The organism is Cryobacterium sp. Y82 (genome assembly GCF_002929495.1).
GTDB lineage: Bacteria > Actinomycetota > Actinomycetes > Actinomycetales > Microbacteriaceae > Cryobacterium > Cryobacterium serini.
Genome location: NZ_PJJJ01000031.1, coordinates 1 through 23,614 on the forward strand (window position 1 = coordinate 1; position 23,614 = coordinate 23,614).

21 protein-coding genes and 2 pseudogenes are annotated in these 23,614 nt (G+C 64.4%); 6 read left to right on the plus strand and 17 right to left on the minus strand.

The features are described from left to right. The first annotated feature begins 280 nt into the window (after positions 1–280). On the plus strand, positions 281–2,116 hold the full coding sequence (locus CXY70_RS07900) for a DUF222 domain-containing protein (protein WP_104191836.1): 1,836 nt from the start codon (positions 281–283) through the stop codon (positions 2,114–2,116). 226 nt (positions 2,117–2,342) lie between these two features. On the opposite strand, the gene era is transcribed toward CXY70_RS07900, so the two are convergent. From era to hrcA, 8 genes are all read right to left on the minus strand, one after another. After that, positions 2,343–3,260 (minus strand): GTPase Era, encoded by a 918-nt coding sequence (gene era / locus CXY70_RS07905; RefSeq protein ID WP_104191837.1) that lies wholly within the window; start codon positions 3,258–3,260, stop codon positions 2,343–2,345. Next, positions 3,257–4,594, minus strand: coding sequence for a hemolysin family protein (locus CXY70_RS07910; protein WP_199183401.1), 1,338 nt, complete (start codon positions 4,592–4,594; stop codon positions 3,257–3,259). Before CXY70_RS07910 ends, era begins: the two co-directional genes overlap by 4 nt. Further along, on the minus strand, positions 4,594–5,058 hold the full coding sequence (ybeY, locus tag CXY70_RS07915; protein ID WP_104191839.1) for an rRNA maturation RNase YbeY: 465 nt from the start codon (positions 5,056–5,058) through the stop codon (positions 4,594–4,596). The genes CXY70_RS07910 and ybeY overlap by 1 nt, the downstream gene beginning before the upstream one ends. Then, on the minus strand, positions 5,055–6,158 hold the full coding sequence (locus CXY70_RS07920) for a PhoH family protein (RefSeq protein WP_369852227.1): 1,104 nt from the start codon (positions 6,156–6,158) through the stop codon (positions 5,055–5,057). The genes ybeY and CXY70_RS07920 overlap by 4 nt, the downstream gene beginning before the upstream one ends. Further along, positions 6,145–6,522: an HIT domain-containing protein gene (locus CXY70_RS07925; RefSeq protein WP_104191840.1), complete on the minus strand. Its 378-nt coding sequence runs from the start codon at positions 6,520–6,522 to the stop codon at positions 6,145–6,147. The genes CXY70_RS07920 and CXY70_RS07925 overlap by 14 nt, the downstream gene beginning before the upstream one ends. A 35-nt stretch (positions 6,523–6,557) precedes the next feature. Continuing rightward, positions 6,558–7,298: a 16S rRNA (uracil(1498)-N(3))-methyltransferase gene (locus CXY70_RS07930; protein ID WP_104191841.1), complete on the minus strand. Its 741-nt coding sequence runs from the start codon at positions 7,296–7,298 to the stop codon at positions 6,558–6,560. Position 7,299: 1 nt separating this feature from the next. After that, positions 7,300–8,406, minus strand: a complete 1,107-nt coding sequence (gene dnaJ / locus CXY70_RS07935; protein ID WP_104191842.1) for a molecular chaperone DnaJ — start codon at positions 8,404–8,406, stop codon at positions 7,300–7,302. 67 nt (positions 8,407–8,473) lie between these two features. Beyond that, entirely contained in the window at positions 8,474–9,493 is a 1,020-nt protein-coding gene (hrcA, locus tag CXY70_RS07940; protein ID WP_104191843.1) for a heat-inducible transcriptional repressor HrcA, read from the minus strand. A gap of 229 nt (positions 9,494–9,722) precedes the next feature. On the opposite strand from hrcA, the gene CXY70_RS07945 reads away from it, so the two are divergent. Then, positions 9,723–10,211 carry a DUF4870 domain-containing protein gene (locus CXY70_RS07945; RefSeq protein WP_104191844.1) on the plus strand — a complete coding sequence of 163 codons (489 nt, stop codon included), beginning with the start codon at positions 9,723–9,725 and terminating at the stop codon, positions 10,209–10,211. A gap of 136 nt (positions 10,212–10,347) precedes the next feature. Next, entirely contained in the window at positions 10,348–10,755 is a 408-nt protein-coding gene (locus tag CXY70_RS07950) for a DUF4870 domain-containing protein (RefSeq protein WP_233205826.1), read from the plus strand. Here CXY70_RS07950 and hemW read toward each other — a convergent pair. The 4 genes from hemW to CXY70_RS07970 form a co-directional block, all read right to left on the minus strand. Further along, on the minus strand, positions 10,752–11,975 hold the full coding sequence (hemW, locus tag CXY70_RS07955) for a radical SAM family heme chaperone HemW (RefSeq protein WP_104191845.1): 1,224 nt from the start codon (positions 11,973–11,975) through the stop codon (positions 10,752–10,754). The two genes, CXY70_RS07950 and hemW, sit on opposite strands and share 4 nt — an antisense overlap. A 33-nt stretch (positions 11,976–12,008) precedes the next feature. After that, positions 12,009–12,659 (minus strand): DUF1990 family protein, encoded by a 651-nt coding sequence (locus tag CXY70_RS07960; RefSeq protein WP_104191846.1) that lies wholly within the window; start codon positions 12,657–12,659, stop codon positions 12,009–12,011. A gap of 5 nt (positions 12,660–12,664) precedes the next feature. Beyond that, a complete protein-coding gene (gene lepA, locus CXY70_RS07965) occupies positions 12,665–14,515 on the minus strand; it encodes a translation elongation factor 4 (protein ID WP_104191847.1) in 1,851 nt (616 codons plus the stop codon). 72 nt (positions 14,516–14,587) lie between these two features. Further along, complete coding sequence (locus tag CXY70_RS07970) at positions 14,588–15,811, minus strand: amidohydrolase (protein WP_104191848.1); 1,224 nt, start codon at positions 15,809–15,811, stop codon at positions 14,588–14,590. Between the two features lie 154 nt (positions 15,812–15,965). Between CXY70_RS07970 and CXY70_RS07975 the strand changes: the two genes are divergently transcribed. The 3 genes from CXY70_RS07975 (at position 15,966) to CXY70_RS07990 (ending at position 18,287) form a co-directional block, all read left to right on the plus strand. Next, positions 15,966–16,694 (plus strand): alpha/beta fold hydrolase, encoded by a 729-nt coding sequence (locus CXY70_RS07975; RefSeq protein ID WP_104191849.1) that lies wholly within the window; start codon positions 15,966–15,968, stop codon positions 16,692–16,694. Between the two features lie 534 nt (positions 16,695–17,228). Then, entirely contained in the window at positions 17,229–17,492 is a 264-nt protein-coding gene (gene rpsT / locus CXY70_RS07985; RefSeq protein WP_104191850.1) for a 30S ribosomal protein S20, read from the plus strand. Between the two features lie 168 nt (positions 17,493–17,660). Next, the gene (locus tag CXY70_RS07990; RefSeq protein ID WP_104191851.1) at positions 17,661–18,287 is read left to right on the plus strand and encodes a hypothetical protein; all 627 of its coding nucleotides are present in this window, start codon (positions 17,661–17,663) and stop codon (positions 18,285–18,287) included. A 29-nt stretch (positions 18,288–18,316) separates the two neighbouring features. Here CXY70_RS07990 and holA read toward each other — a convergent pair whose 3' ends face one another. The 5 genes and pseudogenes from holA to CXY70_RS08015 all read right to left on the minus strand — a co-directional run bounded on the left by holA (position 18,317) and on the right by CXY70_RS08015 (position 23,614). Continuing rightward, entirely contained in the window at positions 18,317–19,372 is a 1,056-nt protein-coding gene (holA, locus tag CXY70_RS07995) for a DNA polymerase III subunit delta (protein WP_104191852.1), read from the minus strand. 91 nt (positions 19,373–19,463) lie between these two features. After that, positions 19,464–19,604: pseudogene (locus tag CXY70_RS18330) on the minus strand (GntR family transcriptional regulator); the annotation flags it as partial. Positions 19,605–19,683: 79 nt separating this feature from the next. Then, the gene (locus CXY70_RS08005; protein WP_104191853.1) at positions 19,684–21,057 is read right to left on the minus strand and encodes an L-serine ammonia-lyase; all 1,374 of its coding nucleotides are present in this window, start codon (positions 21,055–21,057) and stop codon (positions 19,684–19,686) included. Positions 21,058–21,111: 54 nt separating this feature from the next. Beyond that, positions 21,112–22,651, minus strand: a pseudogene (locus tag CXY70_RS08010) (glycine cleavage T C-terminal barrel domain-containing protein); the annotation flags it as partial. 30 nt (positions 22,652–22,681) lie between these two features. Further along, positions 22,682–23,614, minus strand: coding sequence for a ComEC/Rec2 family competence protein (locus tag CXY70_RS08015; protein WP_104191854.1), 933 nt, complete (start codon positions 23,612–23,614; stop codon positions 22,682–22,684).

The window sequence follows — 23,614 nt, forward strand, 5'->3', positions numbered from 1 at the left end:
CCCCGAAAATCAAATCTGACCAGCACCATTACAACCAACATCGGCATAGCCCCAAGGTCGGCATAGGACATCACCTATCTGGGGATCTGGAGGGACGGGTGTACTGGCGACCGTGATCGGCGCGCACAGCTGTGAGGAAGTGTCTAGCGCAGCCATCGTCGGCGATCGACGTCTCATGGGAAACATTTTTTTGGGTATTTTTTGGCGGGCGTTGATGTTTTAGTGCTTGTAAGCATGATTTTTCCTCGGGAATGTCGGTGGTCGGGTGTTGAGTTGAATCATGACCAACAGGGCAGTGGATCTCACCCGGGCGGCGGCCGCGGTGGCTGCGCTCGGTGGTTCCAGCGCCGAGTTCAGCAGCCTCTCTGATGCGCAGGTGCTCGCCGCTCGTGGCCCGATCGCGGAGCTGCTGCGACTGAGCACCCTGGCGGCGGCATTACTGGCAGGCACGATCGCACGGCGGTCCCGGCCCGAGCTGGGCCAGTCGGGGCTGGCAATGCGGCACGGGTTCGGCAACCCGACCATGATGGTGCAAGACGCCACCGGCCTCAGCCGCATCGAGGCTGGTCGGCTGCTGGTCGTCGGGGTGCTCATGGCCGACACGGAAACTGCCGAACTTCGCGCTGTCGACGCCGCTCGCGAAGCCGTGCTGGCTGCCCAGATCGCCGCCGACGTTGCCGTGGAAGCCGAACAGGAAGCGGCGCGTGAAGCTGCTCGGGCAGCGGAACGAGCAGCGGCATGGGCCACGCTGCACCCACATCTGCCACCGCTGCCCATCGCCGTGCCCCCGGCGGCAGTGCCGGTCGCAGCGGTGATGCCAGTGCCGCCGGTCGCGCCGGTGGTAGTGCCGTGGCAGGCACCGATCATGCACGCCATCGCCGCCGGCACCATCTCCCCCGGCATCGGCGACGCGCTGCTGCGCGGCCTGGGCACCCTCGATCAAGCGATCACCGCCGAGAAACTCACCACCGCCCTGCGCGTGTTGCTCATCGAGGCGCCGGGGATCAACACCGAACAAGCCTACAAACGCGCCCGGCGCCTCCGTGACGACCTCGACGCTGCCGGCATCCTCGCGCGCGAGAAGCAAGCCCGCGACGACACCACCTGGTCGCTCTGGCGGCGCGCCGACGGCATGGTGACCCTCCACGCCCTGATGGCACCCGAGCAGGGCGAAACGTGGATAGCCACCTACGACGCCCTCACCAGTCCGCGACGCGGCGGCGTGCGATTCGTCGACCCCCAGCGCGCCGCGTGGGCGCAGAGCGTCAAGGACGACCCGCGCACCCTCGACCAGATCGCCGCAGACTCCTTCACCCAACTGCTCAAACTCGGCGCCGACGCCGACCCGAACACCCTCTTCGGCGGCCGCCGCCCCGTCGTGCAGGTCATCATCACCGACCCCGACCGCCCCGCCACCATCCCCGCCCCAACAGCTGGTCGTGCGCGCACAACTGGCCCGAACCCCGCGGTTGGCCCGGCCCCCGCGGCTGCTATCACAAAGAGCGGAAGCGCCAAATCAGGTTTCGGCTACCTCGAAGGCAACCCCGCACCGATTTCGCCGGAAACGATCGACCGGCACCTGTGCGACACCGGCTACCTCGGCATCCTCTTCAACCAGACCGGGCAACCCCTCAACGTCGGACGCGACCAACGCCTCTTCACCCGAGATCAACGCCACGCCCTCGCAGCGCGCGACGGCGGATGCCGCTGGCCCGGCTGCGAACAACCACCATCGTGGACCGAAACCCACCACATCGAAAACTGGGCCGAACAAGGACTCACCAACATCGATCACGCCATCTTGCTCTGTGCACTGCATCACCTGCTGCTGCACAACCGACATTGGACAATACTGCTTCAGGGCGGCCGGTATTGGCTGCACCCCCCGGTCGAAATCGACCCCGAGCAAATCCTGATCGCCCTCCCCAGCAAGAACCCGCTCATGCAGGAACCGTTCTGGCTCGACCCGCTGCTGCCGACTATCCCACTGGCTGGAATCGCAAACAGCGGTACGTCACGAGATGCGGTTTCGACACGCGGGACGGGGAAGAGCCAAGACCGAGTCACCCGCGCGACGCCTACCGAAACTAGGCGTTCGCCCCGACGAGACGGCTGACGTTCGCATCGTAGAAACGTTCGCCCGCACCGCTCGCCCATGACCGGAACCCGACACAGCGGTGCGTCACGAGATGGCGGTCTCGACCAGCTCTACCAGCGAGACGAGGACGAGGCGAGGCCGAGGCAAGACCGGGTCACCCGCGCGTCGCTTTACGAACGGTGTAATCAGCGATATGGGCGAGTTGACGGTTTCGGGCGGACACCCGAGGCGCCTGCCCGACAGGTTAGAAGCCGAGGCGACCGAGCTGCTTCGGGTCGCGCTGCCATTCCTTGGCGATCTTCACACGTAGCGAGAGAAAGACGCGCTTACCGACGAGGGGCTCGATCTGCTTGCGCGCGCGGGTACCGACATCCTTCAGACGGCTGCCCGACTTGCCAATGATGATGCCCTTCTGGCTGTCTCGTTCCACGAACAAATTGGCGTAGATTTCGACCAGTTCCTGGTCGTCGCGCTCGATGATGTCATCGATGGTCACGGCGATCGAGTGCGGCAGCTCGTCGGTGACGCCCTCGAGGGCGGCCTCCCGAATGAACTCCGAGATGCGCGATTCGAGGGTCTCGTCCGTGACGGCGTCGGCCGGGTAGAGCGGGGCATCCGCGTGCGGCAGCAGACGCAGCAGTTCGGCCGCGAGGGTGTCCAGCTGGATACGGCTGGTCGAGGAGATCGGCACGATCGCCTCCCAATCCCGCAACTGCGAAACAGCCAGCAACTGGTTGGCAACGTTGGTTTTGGAGGACGCGTCGATCTTGGTGACGATAGCGACCTTTTTTGCGCGGGGGAAGGCATCCAGTTGCTCGTTGATGAACTTGTCGCCCGGGCCGATCGGCTCGTTGGCCGGGATGCAGAGGCCGATCACGTCGACGCCGGCCAGGGTCGCGGTGACCAGGCTATTGAGTCGCTCACCGAGGAGGGTGCGTGGACGGTGGATGCCGGGGGTGTCCACCAGAATGAGCTGGCCGTTCTTCTGGTGCACGATACCGCGAATGGCGCGGCGGGTGGTTTGCGGCTTCGACGAGGTGATCGCCACTTTCTCGCCCACCAGCGCGTTCGTCAGGGTGGACTTGCCCACGTTGGGGCGTCCCACGAACGAGACGAATCCCGCTCGATAGTCGGCGGGGAGTGCCTCGGTTGCTCCGGTCATGACCGTTCTCCTTCATCATCTGACACTGTTCTTGGGGTACTCGTCGGTACCGGGAGGAATGCGGTCTGCGCATCGATCAAAGCCGCATCGCGTTCCACCAGCACGGTGCTGATGCGCTTGCGGCGTCCCTCGGTGCGTTCGGCGGTGAGGTTGAGCCCACTAACCGAGGCTACCGACCCGGCAACGGGCAATCGACCGAGGGCCTTGGCCAGCAGGCCACCCACCGAGTCGACATCGTCATCGTCGAGTTCGAGATCGAACAGCTCACCCAGTTCATCGACCGGAAGTCGCGCACTCACCCGAAAATGCCCGTCGCCGAGGTCTTCGACCTCGACCACGTCACGGTCGTACTCGTCGGAAATGTCACCGACGAGCTCCTCGATTAGGTCTTCGAGGGTAAGCAGTCCGGCGATCCCGCCGTACTCGTCGACGACCATGGCCAGGTGGTTGGACTCCAACTGCATCTGCCGCAGCATCTCGTCGGCCTTCTTCGACTCCGGTACAAACACGGCCGGCCTGGCCAGGTCGGCCACGGTGAGCTGGAGCGCGCTGATGGGCCGCTCGAAAACCAGTCGGGCCACATCACGCAGGTAGAGAATGCCGGCGACGTCGTCCACCTCACCGTCCAACACGGGCAGGCGCGACGTGCCGCTGCTCAGGAACAGGCCCATTGCCGCGTCGATACTGGCGTCGGCGTCGATGGTAATCATGTCGGTGCGCGGAATCATCACCTCACGCACGACCGTCTCACTGAACTCGAAGATGGAGTGAATGAGCTCGCGGTCATCTTCCTCAATCACATCAAGCTCGGTCGCCTCGTCCACCATGCTGAGCAACTGGACTTCGGAGGTGAACGTCGCGAGTTTGGTGCGCCCGGGAGTGACCCGGTTACCGAGGGCGACGAGGGCATTCGCGATGGGTCCGAGCAGAACGCGTCCGATGTGGACGAGCAACGCAGTCGCGGCCAGCAAGCCGACCGGGTGGGCTCGGCCGACGCTGCGCGGGCTGGCACCGACGAGCACAAACGACACCGAGGTCATGATGAGCGCCGACAGCAGCAAAGCGAGCCAGACGGCCTCGATCGTGGTCGCGAAGACCAGCGTGACCAGGACGGCGGCCGTGGTCTCGGCGGTGATACGAATGAAATTGATCGCGTTAAGGTGCGCGCCGGCATCGTCGGCGATGGCCTGCAACGACCGTTTGGCGCGATGATTCGCCACCATGCTCGCGATGTCGGCCCGGGACTGAGTCGTGATCGCGGCGTCGACGGCGGCCATCAGTCCGGCAAAGACGACCAGGACTACAGCCGCGTAAATGAACCAGACGATGTGCATCAGTGGCGTTGTCGTTCCTGCATGGCGAAACCGATGAGGATATCGCGCTGGATACCGAACATCTCCTTCTCTTCCGCCGGTTCCGCGTGATCAAAGCCGAGCAGGTGCAGCACGCCGTGGGTGGTGAGCAGCAGCAGTTCGTCGAGGGTACTGTGGCCAGCGGTTTCTGCCTGCTCCTTGGCGACCTGCGGGCAGAGCACAATGTCCCCGAGCAGGCCCGGCGGGGTCTCCTGCTCTTCGGTACCGGGGCGCAGTTCATCCATCGGAAAGCTCAGCACGTCGGTGGGGCCGGGTTCGTCCATCCACTGCACGTGCAGCTGCTCCATGGCACCCTCATCGACGAGCACGATGGCGAGCTCGGCGTCGGCGTGTACATGCATGGTGTCGAGCGCGAAGGCAGCGAGCCGCAAAATGGCAGCCTCATCGACCGGGATAGCCGACTCGTTGTTAATTTCGATGCTCAACTGGAACTCCGTTTCGGGTTGCGGCCCGAAGCGCTCGTGCGCTGGGGGCCACGCGTGGCAAATTCTCGGGCCTCAGCACTCTCCTGGCGTAGGGCCTGCTTGTGTGCGTCGTACTCGGTGTAAGCGTCGACGATGCGCCCCACCAGTGAGTGCCGCACGACATCGGCGCTGGTTAAATACGCAAAGTGGATGTCGTCGATCCCGTCGAGCACGCGCGTGACCAGTTTCAGGCCGCTCGTGCCGGCCGGCAGGTCGATCTGGGTGACGTCCCCGGTGATGACCATCTTTGAGCCGAATCCCAGGCGAGTCAGGAACATCTTCATCTGCTCCGGGGTGGTGTTCTGGGCTTCGTCGAGCACGACAAAGCTTGCGTTGAGGGTGCGCCCACGCATGTAGGCCAGCGGTGCCACCTCGATCGTGCCAGCAGCAAGTAATTTGGGAATGAGCTCCGGGTCGAGCATTTCGCCGAGCGCATCGTAGAGCGGGCGCAGGTACGGGTCGATCTTGTCGGTGAGGGTGCCAGGCAGAAAACCCAGCCGTTCCCCAGCCTCGACGGCCGGGCGAGTCAGGATGATGCGCTCGACCTCTTTGTTCTGCAGCGCCCGCACCGCTTTAGCCATGGCCAGGTAGGTCTTGCCGGTTCCGGCCGGGCCGATGCCGAACACGATCGTGTTGTCGTCGATCGCGTCAACATAGTCCTTCTGCCCGATCGACTTGGCCCGAATGCTTTTGTTCCGCGCCGTGAGGATGGGGGCGCCGAGTTGCGCGGATGGGCTCAAGGAACTGTCGGCGGCGAGCATCCGCGCTGAGGTGGCGATTTCGATCTCGCCGAGATCGTGGCCAGCACCCAGTGCCAATTGCAGTTCCTCGATCAGCCGACGCACTGCCGCCACCTCGTCGGCCGAGCCGCTTAGGGTCACGTCATTGCCGCGCACGTGCACGTCAACCTTGGGGTAGGCAGCCTCAATGGTGCTCAGGTAGCGATCTTCGGGACCGAGCAGGCGTACCATGGCGACGCCGTCGACGGTGAAGCGCAACTCGGTGTTGACGCTGGCGCTGGCGCTGCCGGATTTGGCGTTGCGGGGCTCAGAGGGCGCCAAGTGAGTCCTCCCCCAGCGAGTCGGTCGGTTCCGGACTGCCCAGCAGGTGGGCGTGCACGTGGAAGACGGTCTGGCCAGCTGCCGCTCCGGTGTTGAAGACGAGGCGAAACTGCTCGTTGGTTCGTTCGGCAGCAATGCGCTCGGCTACCGCGACGAGTTCGGCCAGGAGGGCCGGGTTGCCCGCGGCCAGTTCGACCACGTTCTGGTACTGCGGGTCTTTGGTGGTGATGACGACGTGCACCGGGGCTTTCGGGGCAATGTCGACAAACGCGATGATCTGTTCGGTCTCGGCGACGATCGTCGCCGGAATCTCACGCGCGATAATGCGGCTGAAAATGGTCGGTTCAAAACCGGTAGAAGACATACCCCTATCTTAAGCGGCGCTACCAGCGGCACGCACTACCAACGACCCAGGGTCGCATTGAGGATTGCGAGGGCGGCGGGACCGGCGGTCGACGTACGCAGCACGGTGTCACCGAGGCGCACCTGGGTCGCGCCGGCTTGTTCCAGCAGGAGCAGTTCGGCCGGGGAAATTCCACCCTCCGGCCCGACGACGAGCAGAATGTCGCGGTCGTCGGTGGGCGCGGCCACCTCGGTGAGGCGACCGCTTGCGGTCGGGTCGAGCAGCAGCATCCGTGTGGTGGCGGCGAGTACGGCCAGTTGTTTGGTGCTGGCAAGCGGGGCGACGCCTGGCAGCCAGGCCCGAATGGACTGCTTGCTCGCCTCGCGCACAATGCTGATCCAGCGTTCGTGGCCCTTGGCTATCTTCGGGCCCTCCCACTTCGTGATGGAACGGGCTGCGGCCCAGGGAATCACGCCGTCAACGCCGAGTTCGGTAGCAGCCTGAATGGCCAGTTCATCGCGATCCCCCTTGGCGAGAGCCTGCACCAAGCGGATGCGCGGCGTCACCGCCGCGGTCTCGCTCGCGTCATCGACGCGCAGGGTCAACACCAGAGCCTCCGCCGTCAGCACCGTTCCCTGCAGCAGCAACCCGGCTCCATTGCCTACGCGGAGCCGGTCTCCGGGACGCACCCGGCTGACCGTGACCGCGTGGCGCGCCTCAGCGCCATCAACAGAAACGACCACCCCCGGGCGACACTGCGCCGCCCGGAGCGTCTCCTGCAGATAGAAATGTGCCACGTCAGCCGAGGAACCGGTCGCGCAGCTTCGCAAACAAGCCCTGCTGGTACTGGCTCAGGGATGGCGCCGGCGCTGCATAACGGGCAGCGAACTGCTCGATCAGGTCGCGTTCCTTGTGGTCGAGCTTGGTCGGCGTCAGCACGTGGATGCCGATCTTCAGGTCGCCTCGGCCGCTGCCACGCAGCTTGGTGATGCCACGGTCCTTGATCGTGAGCACCTCTGAGCTTTGCGAACCAGGGCGAATCTCCACCTCGATGTCGCCGTCGAGGGCCTTCACGGTGACGTTGGTGCCAAGGATTGCACTCGTCATCGACACGTCGAGCGAGCACATGAGGTCGTCGCCGTCGCGACTGAACACGTCGTGGTGGCGCACCTTCATCTCGAGATAGAGGTCGCCATTCGGGCCAGAAGCCGGACCGGCCTCTCCGCTGCCGGGCATCTGCAGGCGCAGGCCGGTGTCGACTCCGGCCGGAATGTCTACCGGAACCGTGCGGCGGGCGCGCACGCGGCCCTGACCGGAGCAGGTCATGCACGGCGTTGCGATGATGGTGCCGTAGCCGCGGCAGGTGCCGCACGGGCTCGACGTCATCACGTTGCCGAGCAGGGACCGAACGGCGCGCTGGATGCTGCCGGTACCGTGGCAGATGTCACAGGTGATCGGTGATGTTCCGGGGGCGCAACAGGAGCCCTTGCAGGTGTCGCACACGATCGCGGTGTCGACCTCGAGGTCGCGGTGCGTGCCGAAGATGACCTCATCGAGGTCGAGTTCAACCCGGATGAGGGCGTCCTGGCCGCGTTCGCGGCGGGAGCGCGGACCGCGGCTGCTGCCGCCGCCCCCGCCGAAAAAGGTCTCAAAGATGTCGCCGAAGTTGCCGAAGTTCTGCCCGTCGAAGCCGCCGTTCTGACCGCCGCCCTGATCGTATTTCTGACGTTGTTTCGCGTCGCTCAACACGTCGTAGGCATGGGTGATGCTTTTAAAGCGTTCCGACGCTTCAGCGCCGGGATTGACGTCGGGGTGCAGTTCACGGGCGAGGCGGCGATAGGCCTTCTTGATTTGATCGGTCGTTGCGTCGCGGTCAACGCCAAGCGCTTCGTAGTGGTCAGCCAAAGGTGGCTCTCCTTGAGTTGTGATGGTTGTTCGAAATAATGATGAAGCCGCCGAGGCAGCAACAGTCTTAGGTCTCGCCGAGCAGGCGGGAGAGGTAGCGAGCGACGGCGCGCACCGCCACCATGTTGTTGGAATAATCCATGCGCGTGGGACCGAGCACGCCCAGGCGGGCAAGGTTGCCGTTCGCGGTATAGCCGCTGGTCAGCACGCTGGCCTCGGGCAGGCCGAACGCCGCGTTCTCCCGGCCGATGCTCACCGAAACTCCATGCTGGTCGGTCTCCATCTCGCCGAACAGGCGCAGCAACACCACCTGCTCTTCGATAGCTTCGAGCACCGGGTAGATGCTGCCGGAGAAATCTTCCTCGGTGCGCACGAGGTTCGCTGCCCCCGCCATGACGAGTTTATCCTGGCGGTTGGTGCCGATCTGGTCGGCGAGGGTGCTCGTGATGAGGTCGATAAGCGGTTGCAGCGTCGGCGTGCCCGGCCAGACACTCGCGGCGAGGGCTGCTCTGGCCTCGGCCATGCCGAGTCCAACGACGGCGGCATTAAGTCGGGCTCGTACTTCGACGAGCGTCTGCTCGTCGAGCGCACGCGGCAGGTCGATCACGCGCTGTTCCACCCCACCGGAATCTGTGATCAGCACCGACAGAATGCGTGTCTCGGTCAGCGGCACGAACTCGACGTGCCGCACCCTGGCGCGGGAAACAGAGGGATACTGCACGAGCGCGACCTGATGAGTGAGCTGGGAAAGCAGTCGCACACTGCGCACGAGCACCTCGTCAAGGTCGGCGGGGTGACCGAGAAAGGTTTCAATGGCTTGACGCTGCGCCGGAGTGAGTGGTCGCAGATCAGCGAGGTGGTCGACGAAAACTCGGTAGCCCTTATCAGTGGGGATGCGACCCGACGAGGTGTGCGGCGCTGCGATCAGGTCTTCTTCTTCGAGCAGGGCCATGTCGTTGCGGATGGTGGCGGCGGAGACACCGAAGGCGTGCCGATCAACGATGGATTTGGAGCCAACGGGTTCACGAGAGGCAACGTAGTCCTGCACGATGACGCGCAACACATCGAGGCCACGGTCGGAAACCATTGCGCCCACCTTCCTGATTCGTGGAGTCCAGCTTCAGTTGAGCGGATGCCGTTTGCCGCGCACTCCGGTAGTCACGCTGGAACGCAGGTTTGCCCGCACATCACTGGCACTCGCATCCACTGACTGCTAATCATATCGCGACTGCCTGAGCAGACCCATTGCCAGCAGCCAGAAGGGAGGGTTTAATTATCGTTATACCCGCCCAGCGCGTTAAGTAAAGGGGACAATCATGAGCGATCCACAGTCACAACCTCCGAACGATCCAAACTATCGTGAACCGAACGTCGGACAGCCACAGGGCGGGCAGCAGTCCGGCTACGGCCAGCAGCCGGGAGGGAGCCCCTACAGCACCCCACTCACGGCAGCCCCCCTCTCCGAAGCCGACGACCGACAGTGGGCCTCGCTCGCGCACCTTGGCGGCATCCTCGGCCTGCTGCCCTCCCTGATCATCTGGCTGGTGTTCAAGGAACGCGGACGATTCACCAACACCGAAGCAAAAGAGGCGCTCAACTTTCAGATCACCCTCCTGATCGTCTCTGTCGCCATCATCGTCGTCTCCACGTTCCTTGCCCTCGTGACCTTTGGGATCGGCGGAATTCTCGCAAGTTTGGGCTGGCTCGTCTGGCTGGCCGGGGTGATCTTTTCGATCCTCGGGTTCATGCAGGCCAAGGATGGCCGAAACTACCGATATCCGTTGTCAATTCGCCTGATCAAGTAGCCGACCGGTCAGTTCACCACTCGGACGGTTAGTCTGGTTGCGGCAGGCGTAGCCCGTGCACAACTGTTCAAATGGTTCCGGTGAGTACGAGCCGAAACCGCCACGACCAGACCGAATTGTTCGAACAGGAGACCACATGTCCGAGAACGATCCGCGCACAAACCCGTATGAATCCACCCCACCGCAAAATCCCTATTCGCAGAGTGTCCCCCACCAGCCGATGAGCCCCGCTGACGAGAAAATGTGGGCGACTTTAATTCATGTCGGGGGCATTCTGCTCGCTTTTATACCCGGCCTCATCGGTTACATCGTGCTGCGCGATCGTGGTCCGTTCATTCGCGCTCACAGCGCGACGGCGCTGAACTTTCAGATCACCCTGGCGATCGTCTATGTGGTGGCAGGCGCGTTGACAGCTATCCTGATCGGATACCTGATTTTGCCGGTGGCCTTCGTCCTCGGCATCATCTTCTCGATCCTGGCCGCGCTGGCGGCCAACCGCGGGCAGGGATACGCCTACCCGCTCAGCATCAAATTCTTCAGCTAATCGCTGAGGCGCCGCACCACGGCGTCGGCCAGAAGCCGCCCGCGCAGGGTCAATTCGATTGTCCCGGCGAGGGCGGCTTTGGCGTTGATGAGCTCGTCGGCAATGAGTCCGGCGACCTCGATGCGGCCCGCTGGCGACAACGATGCGACCGGGATTCCGGCGCGGATCCGGCTCTGCAAGAGGATACGTTCGAGCTCACGAGTGGGCGCATCGAGCGTCTCGCGGCCGGCGGCCGGAGAGAGGCCCGCCAGCATCCGTTCGGCATAAGCTGCCGGATGCTTGACGTTCCACCATCGCACGCCTCCGACGTGGCTGTGTGCGCCGGGGCCAACGCCCCACCAGTCCTGGCCAGTCCAGTAGGCGAGGTTGTGACGGGAACGGTGGGCGTCGCTCGTGGCCCAGTTGCTGACCTCATACCAGTCGTACCCGGCGGCGGCGAGCAGTTCGTCGGCCAGCTCGTAGAAGTCAGCCTGCTGGTCGTCGTCGGTCGGAGCGACCTCACCGCGGCGAATCTGCCGGGCGAGCTTGGTACCGTCTTCGACAATGAGCGAATAGGCGCTCAGATGGTCGGGGTGCAAACTAAGCGCCTGTTCGAGACTCGTGCGCCAGTTCGCGAGGGACTCCCCCGGCGTGCCGTAGATCAGGTCGAGGCTCACGTCGAGGCCCGCGGCGCGGGCCCATTCCACGACGAGCGGTACCCGCTCGGGGTCGTGGGTGCGTTCAAGCGTCGCGAGCACGTGCGGCACCGCGGACTGCATGCCGAACGACACGCGGGTGAAGCCGGCATCGGCGAGGGCGCCGAGGTAGGCGGCATCGACCGAGTCGGGGTTGGCCTCGGTGGTGACCTCGGCGCCGTCCTGTAGGCCCCACCGGTCACGCACGGCACTGAGCATCTTCACGAGGTCGGTCACCGGCAGCAGCGTTGGCGTGCCTCCGCCGAAGAACACCGTGGCGACTTCGCGGGCCGGCACGCCCGACGCTGTGAGGATGCGGGCGGCAGCCTCCACCTCGAGCACGGCCTGGCTGGCGTAGTCCCTTTGTTTGGCGCCGCGCAGTTCGGTCGCGGTGTACGTGTTGAAGTCGCAGTAACCGCAGCGCACCCGGCAGAACGGCACGTGCAGGTAGACGCCGAAATCGCGTTCGGCCGCACTAACGGCCGCTGATGCGGGAAGAAGTCCGTCGTCGGGTGCGGGGTCGCCGACGGGGTGGGGTCCGGCCATGGGAGTGCTCCAGTACGTTTTATTTGATGCGCGTTATTTGATCGCGCCGACGGGATGCAGGGCCCGCAGGTACAGCTTGGTGAATTTCGCCTGCTGAAAGCGCAGCACCGGCCAGGCCAGGCGGTAGTACCAGGTGCTGGCCCGCGAGAAGGAGCGGATGGTCAGCCAGACCGAGTCGTCGTCCCGGTGTTCGACGATAAAGGATTCTTCGCCGCTCTCGGGGTGGCCGGTCATAGTTCCGTAGGCAAACCCGATGCGAGCGGCCTCGTCGATGACGTAGACCACGCGCACCGGCGCGGTCACGGCAAAGAGCCAGACCTTTATTTTCAACGTCGCGGTCATACCGTTGGCGATATACGGGGTGCCGTCGTCGTCGAAGGTCGCTTCGTTCACCGGATGCTGCTGGCTGGCCGCCGGCGTACCGTCGGGCTGAAAGGTCACCGGGGTGTACTGCACGCCGGTGCTGTTTTCAAGATCGGTCACCTCCATGCCGCTGCCCCGCTGGATTCCCCACGTCATCAGCAGCTTCGTCGCCGCTTCGAAACGTTCCTTTGAGCTGCCAAGCCGGACGCTCTGCTCCATTGGGCGGTACCCTTTGGGCGGATAGCTCATCAGGTCGGGCGCCAGCGTGCCGCCGATGGCAGCGTAGCTGACAGCGGCGTCAGTGAAAGTAGCCCTGCGCATCCGCTTTACTTCTTGTCTTTCGTCTCGATGTCCCCCGACAGCGCGGCGATGAACGCTTCCTGGGGAACTTCGACCCGGCCGACCATTTTCATGCGCTTCTTTCCCTCTTTCTGCTTCTCCAGCAGTTTGCGCTTGCGCGAGATGTCACCGCCGTAGCACTTGGCGAGCACGTCCTTACGCATCGCCGAAATGCTCTCGCGGGCGATGATGTGCGCGCCGATCGCGGCCTGAATGGGAACCTCGAACTGCTGGCGCGGGATAAGTTTGCGCAAGCGACCGGTCATGAGCGCGCCGTAGGCATAGGCCTTGTCGCGGTGCACGATGGCAGAAAACGCGTCGACCTGCTCGCCCTGCAACAGGATGTCGACCTTGACCAGGTCCGCCTCCTGCTCGCCGGAGGGCTCGTAGTCGAGCGAGGCGTACCCGGCGGTGCGGCCCTTGAGCATGTCGAAGAAGTCGAACACAATCTCGCCGAGCGGCATCGTGTAGCGAATCTCGACCCGGTCTTCGCCGAGGTATTCCATGCCGAGCAGCGTGCCGCGGCGACTCTGGCACAGCTCCATAATGACGCCGACGTAGTCCTTCGGCGCAAGGATGGCGGCCTTGACCATGGGTTCGAGAACCTTGGCGATTTTACCGGTGGGGTATTCGCTCGGGTTGGTCACCGTGATGGTGCGTTTATCGTCGGTGGTGACCTCGTACGGCACGCTCGGCGCGGTCGTGATGAGGTCGATGTTGAATTCGCGTTCGAGGCGTTCGGTGATGATCTCGAGGTGGAGCAGGCCGAGAAAGCCGCAGCGAAAGCCGAAACCGAGAGCGACGGAGGTCTCCGGCTCGTACCCGAGACTGGCGTCGGAGAGCTTGAGTTTGTCGAGTGCTTCGCGCAGCGCCGGGTAGTCGCTGCCGTCGATGGGGTACAGCCCGGAAAACACCATGGGCTGCGGTTCGTTGTAGCCGGGGAGCGCGTCGGTCGCCGGGCGCAGGGCGGTCGTGATGGTGTCGCCGACCTTGGACTGACGCACGTCTTTCACGCCGGTGATCAGGTAGCCGACCTCGCCGACCTTGAGCCCCTTGCTCTCGATCGGTTCGGGTGAGATGACGCCGATCTCGAGGATCTCGTGGGTCGCCTTGGTCGACATCATCTGGATTTTTTCGTGGGCCTTCAAATGCCCATCGATCATGCGCACGTAAGTGACGACGCCGCGGTAGCTGTCGTAGACCGAGTCGAAGATCATGGCGCGAGCGGCGGCATCCGGGTTGCCCTGGGGCGCGGGAATCATGGTCGTGGCGAGGTCGAGCAGTTCCTGGACCCCCGCGCCGGTCTTGCCGGAGACGCGCAGCACATCTTCGGGGCGTCCGCCGATGAGGCTCGCGAGTTCACGGGCGTACTTGTCGGGGTCGGCCGCGGGCAGGTCGATCTTGTTGAGCACCGGAATGATCGTGAGATCGTTCTCAAGGGCGAGGTAGAGGTTGGCGAGGGTCTGGGCTTCGATGCCCTGAGCCGCGTCGACCAGCAAGATGGCGCCTTCGCAGGCGGCGAGGCTGCGCGAGACCTCGTAGGTGAAGTCGACGTGGCCGGGGGTGTCAATCATGTTCAGCGCATAGGTGACGCCGTCCAGCTCCCACGGCATGCGCACGGCCTGGCTCTTGATGGTGATGCCACGTTCCCGCTCGATATCCATGCGGTCCAGGTACTGGGCCCGCATGGAGCGCTCGTCGACGACGCCGGTGATCTGCAGCATCCGGTCGGCGAGCGTCGACTTGCCATGGTCGATGTGGGCGATGATGCAAAAGTTGCGAATGAACTCGGGGGCCGTGGCGGCCGGTTCCAGCGCGTGAAGGGCTCTCGGTGACATAGTCCGTCTATTCTTCCATGCTCGGCCGGGTTGTACCGTCTACCCGAGCCGCAAAGCGCTGGCCGACTCTGGTCAGGCGCGGTGTGCGCGCTCCACGACCCGGCCGAAACCGTCACTGTGGCGGTAAACCTCGACGCCGTCGATGAGCACCAGCTCGGCGCGCGAGCCGAGGTCGAGCGGGTCGCCAGACCAGACGACGACATCGGCGTCGAGTCCCACGGTGAGTGACCCGACCCGGGAGTCGAGGCCGAGGATCACAGCCGGGTTGACGGTGAGGGCCTCGAGCGCGGTCTGCACCGGTAGCCCCTCCTTCACGGCCAGGGAGGCCTGGTGCACGAGAAAGTTCACCGGGACGACGGGGTGGTCGGTCGTGATGGCGACGCGCACACCGGCCGCGGCGAGCACGGCCAGGTTGCCGATGGCGCGGTCGCGCAGTTCGACCTTGGTGCGCGCGGTGAGCATCGGACCGAAGATGACCGGAATGTTCTTCTCGGCCAGCACATCGGCGATCTTGTGGCCTTCTGTGCCGTGGTTGATCACGAGACGATAACCGAATTCTTCGGCCAGGCGGATGGCCGTGGCAATGTCGTCGTGGCGGTGCACGTGCTGGTCCCAGGCCAGTTCGCCGGAGAGCACCCTGGCCAGGGCTTCCTTGCCGAGGTCGCGGGTGAACGCGTCGCCCTTCTCGGCGGCAGCATCACGCGCCTCGACGTAGTTCTGCGCGTCGACGAAAGCCTGGCGGATAATTAGGCTGACGCCAAGGCGGGTGCTCGGGGTTTGCGACTTCTCCCCATAGACCCGCTTGGGGTTCTCGCCGAGGGCGCTCTTGATGCTCACCGAGTCGCTGATCACCTGTTCGTCGATGGTGCGGCCGCCCCAGCTCTTGATCGCAACCGACTGGCCGCCGATCGGATTGCCGGAGCCCGGCTTGACCACGATCGTGGTGACTCCACCGGAGAGCGCATCGCGAAAGCCCTCGTCGTCAATGTTGATGGCGTCGATGGCTCGAACCGCGGCCATGTTTGGACCGGTCATTTCGTTGGTGTCGTTGCCGGCCCATCCGTTTGCCTCTTCGTGGATGCCCACGTGCCCGTGCGCTTCGATGAAACCGGGAAGCACCCATTTGCCGCTCGCATCGATGATCTGTGCGCCAGGGGGAACACTCAGATCGGCACCAATGGCTCGAATGCGACCGTTCTCGATCAGCACAGTGCCGTTCGGGATGGTGTCGCCGAGAACCGGAACGACGCGAGCATTGATGATGGCGGTCAAAGTGGGCGTGGGCGCAGTTGTCATAACTTCAGCCTAGGCATGTTGCGCACCAACGAAGTAGACCGCGCGTCTTGTGGGTCCCCGCGCGCTGCCGGCTGGGCCGCTGATCAGAACGGTTTGGCGCAGCCAGGGCCGGACGCCCAGCTGACTGGCCCTGCGGCTGACTAGGCTCACGGGCATGGCGACTTCCGAGGCCCCTGTGCCGGTTCTGCTCGTGCACGGCATCCGTGCCTCGGCCACGATGTGGCGTTATCAGGAGCAGGCACTCCGAGCGGCCGGCTACCCGGTGCTCGCGATCGATCTGCCCGGCCACGGGCAGCGGATGAGCGAGCCGTTCACAGTGCCGGCAGCGCTCGCCGCCATCGACGACGGAGTGGCGGCACTCGGCGGCCGGGTGCTGCTCGTCGGTCTCTCTCTCGGCGGCTATTACGCCGTCGCCTACGCCGCCGAGCACCCCGATCGCGTGGCCGGGCTGGTTGCAGCCGGTTGTAGCGCCGTACCCCTGGGCGTCTTTCTCGAGGGCTATCGGTTGTTGGCCCGGGCCATTCATCGACTGCCCGATCGAGGCTTGTGGCTGCACGAGAACCTGGCGCGTCTCCTGCTACCCGCCGCCGGCGCCCGCGATGTGCTTGCGGGCGGCGCTGCGCTCGACGTGATGGATTCCGGGCTGCAGGCGACTTCGACGCTGACTCCGCTAACCAGCCTCGCCGCGTATCCCGGTCCGGTCTGGCTGGTCAACGGTGCACTGGATCATTTTCGGCTGAACGAGCGGCGTTTTCTGGCTGCCTGCCGCACCGGGGAGGTCGTCCTGGTGCCACGGGCGACGCACCTGTCGAGCCTCGCCCAACCGGAGCTCTTCACGGCCATACTGCTGCGGATCGCCGGACTGGTGTCGCGCACGGCCTGAGGCCAGGGCATCCGCTTGCGGGGGGCGCGGGGGCGACCGGCGGCAGCGGGGACTGCCCGCGGCCAAGCGAGCGCGGTCATCCGCTTGGCCTGCGCAGCCGCCTGGACGCGTGGCCGCGACCCGACTTCGCGATCCAGAGTCTGGAAGATCGCGGGTTCCAGGTTGAGGTCGGGGAGTGCATGAACCTCGGCGTGCCCATCATCGCAAAACGTCGAGTGCGGGCATGTTCCGCCGCAACTTCCCATCGTCAACGGGGCGATCGGCCGCCTGGTCTGCACGGACTTCGAGCAGTACCTGGAGCAGACCCTGCAGTAGCTCGTCGCCAACCCCTTTTCACGATGCGTGGAAGCTGCGTGATCTGGCATCCGGTCTCCGCGTGAGTGGGCTCGGGCGGTTTGGGTGTCGGGCCGATTACTGGTAGCGTTACTGGTTGGCTTGCGTGTTGGGTCCCACCCCGCACGATCTTCGCCGCTCAAGCGCCCTCTACCCGCTGAACGGCTGTCCGTACTAGAACCTAACGAAAGCGTAAAAAACGTGGCAAATATCAAGTCGCAGATCAAGCGAATTGGCACCAACAAGAAGTCCCAAGAGCGCAACAAGGCCGTCAAGAGCGAGTTCAAGTCCGCGATTCGCGCGACTCGTACCGCGATTGCCGCTGGCGACAAGGACAAGGCCGTCGTCGGTCTCGCCTTTGCCTCCAAGAAGCTCGACAAGGCCGTCAGCAAGGGTGTCATCCACCAGAACCAGGCTGCGAACAAGAAGTCGGCCATCGCGAAGGCCGTTTCCGCACTCGTCTAGTCAACACCCGCACGTGAGGTGATTGTCCCGGCTCCCAACGAGCGGATAATGCCCTCGTTGCACAGAAACCCCCGCCACATCGGCGGGGGTTTTCTTGTTGTTGACAGCGTGCCCGGCACGAATTGAGAAGCGGCAGTGCTGGGCCAGTGGCCCCACTAGACTGACGCGGTGAAGAGCACCCCGCCGGCGAGTTTTAGCACCGCCGAAAGCGTCCTGCATCAGCGTGCGCACGCTCGTTTTGTCGCCACGTTGCTCAGCGCCGTAGGCTTCGTCGTCGCGGTGTGGCTGGCTGTCCTCGCGAACGATGCGGTGTCCGGCAGTCCGCGTCACCAGCTGCTCATCTTGCTGGTCTCGATCGTGCTTCTAATCATTGGAATCTTGTTCTACCTTGGTGCAGCCGCGGCGGGGCAGCGCGACCCCGGGGACCTCGAACCTGCACGGTCTGCGCGCATTGCTCGCCGCATCCGCTTGCGCTCGAGGCTCGGTGCAGTGTTCGCGGTCTCCGCCCTGCTGGCCGTCGCCGCCGTCGGAGCACTACGCATTTTGACGCCGCCCGCCGAACGGCCGGTGTCGGTGCAGTTCACCGAGATCACCGGGCGAGTGCAACTCGAATACTGCCCGAGCCTGCCGTCATCGTTCGAAGCCCTGGCTACGCCGACCGATCTGGCCAGTTCGTCGACTCTGCTGCCGGTTTGGGTGGCCAGCCGGGTCTGCGGAAATCCGAGTTTTCAGCACGGAGTTTGGCTCTACCTGAACCGCTCAAGCATCACGGTCGCGGACGCCGGAGACCGCTGAGCTCTGCCGCCACGATGCACCGGCGACCGCTAATGCTCGCCGCGACGGGAGATGACGCCGATCAGGCGTTCCAGCGCAAAAACCGGGTCGCGCCCGGCGCCCTTGACCGCGGCATCCGTTTCGGCCAGCGCGAGGATACAGCGGGCCAGGCCCTCATCACTCCAGCCGCGTAGGTCTTTTTGCGCGCGTTCCACCTGCCACGGTGCCAGGCCGAACTGTGCGCCAAGCTGCGCTGACCCGCCACGGGCACCGAACACCTTGGCCATAGTGCGAATCTTCATGGCGAACGCCGCGACGATGGGCACCGGATCGGCCCCCGAAGACAGAGCGTGCCGCAGAGTCACCAACGCCTCACCGTTGCGGCCAGCGATGGCCCAGTCGGCTACTTTAAACGCGTTCGTTTCGACCCGACCGCCGTAGTAACGATCGACCGTGGTTTCGGTGACCTCGCTCGTCGCGTCAGAAATGAGCTGCTGGCAAGCGGCGGAGAGTTCGGCCAGGTCGTCAGAGAACGCTGCCACGAGCTGGCGCAGGGCACTGACCGTGACCCGTTTGCCAGCGGCTTTGAACTCGTTCGACGCAAACTCGTATTTCTCGGTGTCCTTCTTGAGTTCGCTGCAGACAATTTCGATCGCGCCGCCGAGTCCACCGCGGATGGTGTCGAGGAGCTTCTTGCCGCGCACTCCCCCGCCGTGCCGCAGCACGACATAGGTATCGTCGGCCGGGTTCTCCAGGTAGTCCAACGCCTCAGCCAAAAAAGTGTCGCTGCATTTTTCAACGTTGCTGACCCGAATCAGGCGCGGCTCACCAAACAACGAGGGACTCGCGAGGGTGAGCAGCTCACCCGGCGCGTAGCTGTCGGCCTGCACGTCGCTGATTTCAAGGCTGGGGTCTTCAAGCTTGAGAAAATCGCGCAGCTGGCGAATGGCCCGCTCGGCGAGAAATGTTTCGGTGCCGGAGACGAGCACGATCGGGGCCGGACGCACCTCATGCCAGCCCAACTGAGGAATGACCGTGCCCTTATTCGGTCGGGCGGTGGCTGCCTTGCCGGCCCGAGAGCCGGTTGTGGCGGGTCGTGCGGCCAAAGCGATCTCCTTGATTTGATGCGGGTGTCAAATTAGCCTATCCCGCACCACTGACGGCTGCGCTCGAGTTTCCTGCTCGGCGGCGCCTTCCTCAGGCCGCGAAAAGAGCTTCGCGTACCGCGTGCTCGAAGCCACTGACGTGGATCCGCGCGAGGTTAGCGGCTTCTGCCTCATCTCCGCCGATAACGGCACGGAGCAGGTCCAAATGCTCACGGACGTGTCGGGACAGGTCACCGTCTAAGGGGCGGCAGTCCAAGGTGAGCCTGTAGCGAACCGTTTCCGGCGCTTGCCTGGCAGAAGGGGTACTTATCTCAGCACTCGATCACATTCACGGCGAGGCCACCCCGAGACGTCTCTTTGTACTTGGTCATCATGTCGGCGCCGGTGTCGCGCATGGTCTTGATGGCTTTGTCCAGTGACACTTTGTGGCTGCCGTCCCCATAGAGGGCCAGCCGTGCGGCGTTGATGGCTTTGACGCTGGCAATTGCGTTTCGCTCGATGCACGGAATCTGCACGAGTCCACCCACGGGATCGCAGGTCAGACCCAGGTTGTGCTCAATTCCGATTTCCGCGGCGTTTTCCGCCTGGATGGGCGTTCCTCCCAGCGCTTCACAGAGGGCGCCGGCGGCCATAGAGCAGGCCGATCCCACCTCACCCTGGCATCCGACCTCAGCGCCGGAGATAGACGCGTTGAGCTTGAACAGGATTCCGATCGCCCCGGCTGTCAGCAAGAAACGCACGACGCCGTCGTCGTCGGCCCCGGGGACGAACTTCAAGTAATAGTGCAGCACGGCCGGGATAATGCCGGCCGCCCCGTTGGTGGGCGCCGTTACGATCCGGCCGCCTGCCGCGTTTTCTTCGTTGACCGCAAGAGCGAAGAGGTTGACCCATTCCATCGCCCGCAGAGGGTCAGCGGGGTCCTCCGGCGCCTGCAGAGCTCGGAACAGCGCCGGTGCCCGGCGCGGAACCTGAAGGCCGCCGGGTAAAATTCCGTCTGCAGCGCATCCGTTCGCCACGCATGCCTGCATAACGGACCAGATGTTCAGCAGCTTCGCTCGCACCTCGACCTCCGTGTGCCACGTGAGCTCGTTGGCCAGCATCACGTTGGAGATACCCAGTCCCTCCCGGGCACAGATAGCCAGAAGCTCATCGGCCGTGGTGAACGGGTACGGCAGAACGGTTTCGTCCACGACCACCCGGTTCACCCCCACGGCCTCCTCATCCACGACAAACCCTCCACCGACGGAATAATACGTGCGCTCCCGCACAACGGCCCCGTCGCGGCTCATGGCCCGAAAGATTATGCCGTTCGGGTGTGCGGGCAATGACTTTCGCCGGTGCAGGAGCACATCCTCGGTGAAGTTGAAGTCGATGCCGTGCCGGCCAGCCAGCATCAACCGTGCGTCCAGCGCGGCCGCCGCCACCTGATCGTCCGCTGTTGCAATGTCCACGGTTTCCGGTGTCTGGCCCTGGAGCCCCAGCACCACGGCCTTGTCCGAGCCGTGGCCGCGGCCGGTCGCACCCAACGAGCCGAGCAACTCCACCCGCACCCGCAGGACGCCGTCCAGGAGTCCGTCGCGGACCAGCCCATCGGCAAAGCGCTTGGCCGCGCGCATCGGGCCCACCGTGTGCGAGGAGGAAGGCCCGATGCCCACCGAAAAAAGGTCCAACACGCTTAACGCCATGATTTACCCTCCGCCGACGTAAACTCACGCATGCCAGCCTTGCTTTCAATCGTGTCAACCATCTCGGCGCTTCCCTTCGACATCAAAAAATAGTGTATTCCCCACGACAACGTCCACCCGCTCTGTTCCGAGGACAGCCACCAGTCGTTCGCCGATCCGATTTCGACCGTTCTTGATTAGCGCGAGTCCGAAGGACCGGCCCAGAGCCGCACTGTGATAGCTCGACATGACGAAACCTTGCATTGGAACGGGGCCGGCACTGGGAGTGATGGGCACGTCTGCATCGACGAGCTGAGTCCGCTCCGGCAACCGGATGGTGCCGTCTACGGGCATCACGCTCACCAGGTGTTTCCGACCCTCCGAACGCGCATCGGCACGTGCATACGAGCGCTTGCTGATGAACTCCTTGACCTTGGAGACCACCCATTCCATTCCCGCGTCCTGCGGGGTTACGGTGCCGTCTGTGTCCTGGCGGACGATCGGGAAGCCCTTTTCCGCGCGCAGCACGTGCATGGTTTGCGTACCGTACGGAGTGATGTCAAACTCCGCTCCGGCTATGGTCACGTCTTCCCAGGTCTGGAGCCCATACCAGGCCGGCACATTGATCTCGTAGGCCAGTTCGCCGGAGAACGAGATGCGGCAGATTCGGGCCGCGACGCCGGAGACGAGCACGGTTCCCTGGAACGTCATGAACGGGAAGGCCTCGGTGGAAAGGTCCAGCACCGGCGCCAGACTGCTCAGCACCGCGCGGGATTTCGGCCCGACGACGGCAATGGTGGTCCACTGCTCTGTCACCGACGTGCAGCTCACGTCCAACTCCGGCCACTCGGTTTGTAGCCATTCCTCAAGCCAATCCAGCACTTTCGCCGCGCCGCCGGTGGTCGTGGTCATGAAGTAGCGGTCGTCATCCAGTCGCAGCGTCACCCCATCGTCGAAGATCATGCCGTCGGGGGTGCACATGACGCCGTAGCGGGCCGAGCCGGGTGCCAGCTTTTTAAACGCGTTGGTGTGAATGCAGTTTAAAACTCCCCCCGCTCCGGTGCCACGTATTTCAATCTTGCCCAGGGTCGTGGCGTCCATATAGCCCACGGAACCGCGCACGGCCGCGCATTCACGCAGCACGGCGGCGTCCATGTCCTCGCCCGGCAGGGGGTAATACCTCGGCCGTTTCCACTGGTCAACGTCCTCGAATACGGCACCGCGTTGTTCGTGCCAGGTGTGTATAGAGGTGCGGCGGGCGGGGTCGAACAGGTCCCCGCTGTCGTCCGGCGAGGGCCGCGAACGACACCGGTGTAAACGGGGCACGGTACGTCGTGGTACCGATCGAGCCGAGGTCGAGGTCGACAGCAGAGCCCTGCTGGCGAAAGGCCGCAGCAATGACGCCGATCGCATTCACGCCGGAGGTCTTGCCCTGGTCGTTGGCGGTGCTTATGGAGGTATAGCGCTTGGTCAGCTCTCCGCTGCGGAGCCCCGCCTTCGTAGACCGCCAGACGTCGGCCATACTCTGGTCGCGTTGGAAGTCGATGAAGTGATGATGCCAGTCGGGTGCCGTCCCTTCAGCCCCGCCGACCAGGCAGAGGGCGCGGGTCGGTGCGGTGGGCTGCGCCGGGCGGGGCTGGGCGGGCTAGTGCAGCGCTGACGGCCACCAGTGACCAAAACCAGGCGCGCTAAACCCCATCCTCAACGCGGCCGGCGTTCCGGTCGGTGGCCCTGGCGAACCTCGGGCGGCGACCTTCTCCGTCCAGAGTACGAGAGTGCCGTCGGCTCCCGGCGCCACGACCGACATCCCCTCCCGATCGGTGCACACTGACAGAGTGCCGACCGACGCGAGAATATTGAGCAGCTTGTCGGTGGGGTGACCGTAGGTGTTTTTCAGTCCGACCGAGATCAATCCGACACGAGCACGAAGTTGCGCGTACAACTCCGGGCTCTGGTCGGCCGAACCGTGATGGGCCACCTTCACGACGTCGACCCGCCCCGGCGGTGACACGCGTCGCAGGGCATCCTGTGCCTCTTGCCCCAGGTCGCCGAGAAAGATAGAACGGATGCCCCGCCCGTCGAAAGTGATGGTGATACTTCCCGGGTTGCCGACCTGCATGGTCGTCGCTCCACGAACAGGCCAGAGGATGTTCCAGTGCAGGCCGCCCAGGGTGCCGGAATCGCCGCGCGCGGCCTGCCGCACGGTAGCCCCGCCCGTGGTGAGGCGCGCGTGCAGGCTCTCATCCTGAGCGTTCTCGGGCATGCCGACGAGGGCAGTGTCGACCCGGCCGATGACGGCATCGACCCCGCCGATGTGGTCGAGGTCGTAGTGGGTGAGAACGAGCAGATTGATGCGAGTTATGCCCAGGGTAGTAAGGCAGGTACTGAGCAGCTTGGGGTCTGGTCCAACGTCAACGAGACCATAGGCGTCGCCGTCACGCACGACCACGGCGTCACCCTGGCCAATGTCACACGCCGCGACCTGCCAGTTCGGTGGAAAGGAAACCACCCGGCCGATTCCGGCGCCAATCAGCGACCCGGCATAGCCGCCCAGCCCGACCAAAAGCACGGCAAACAC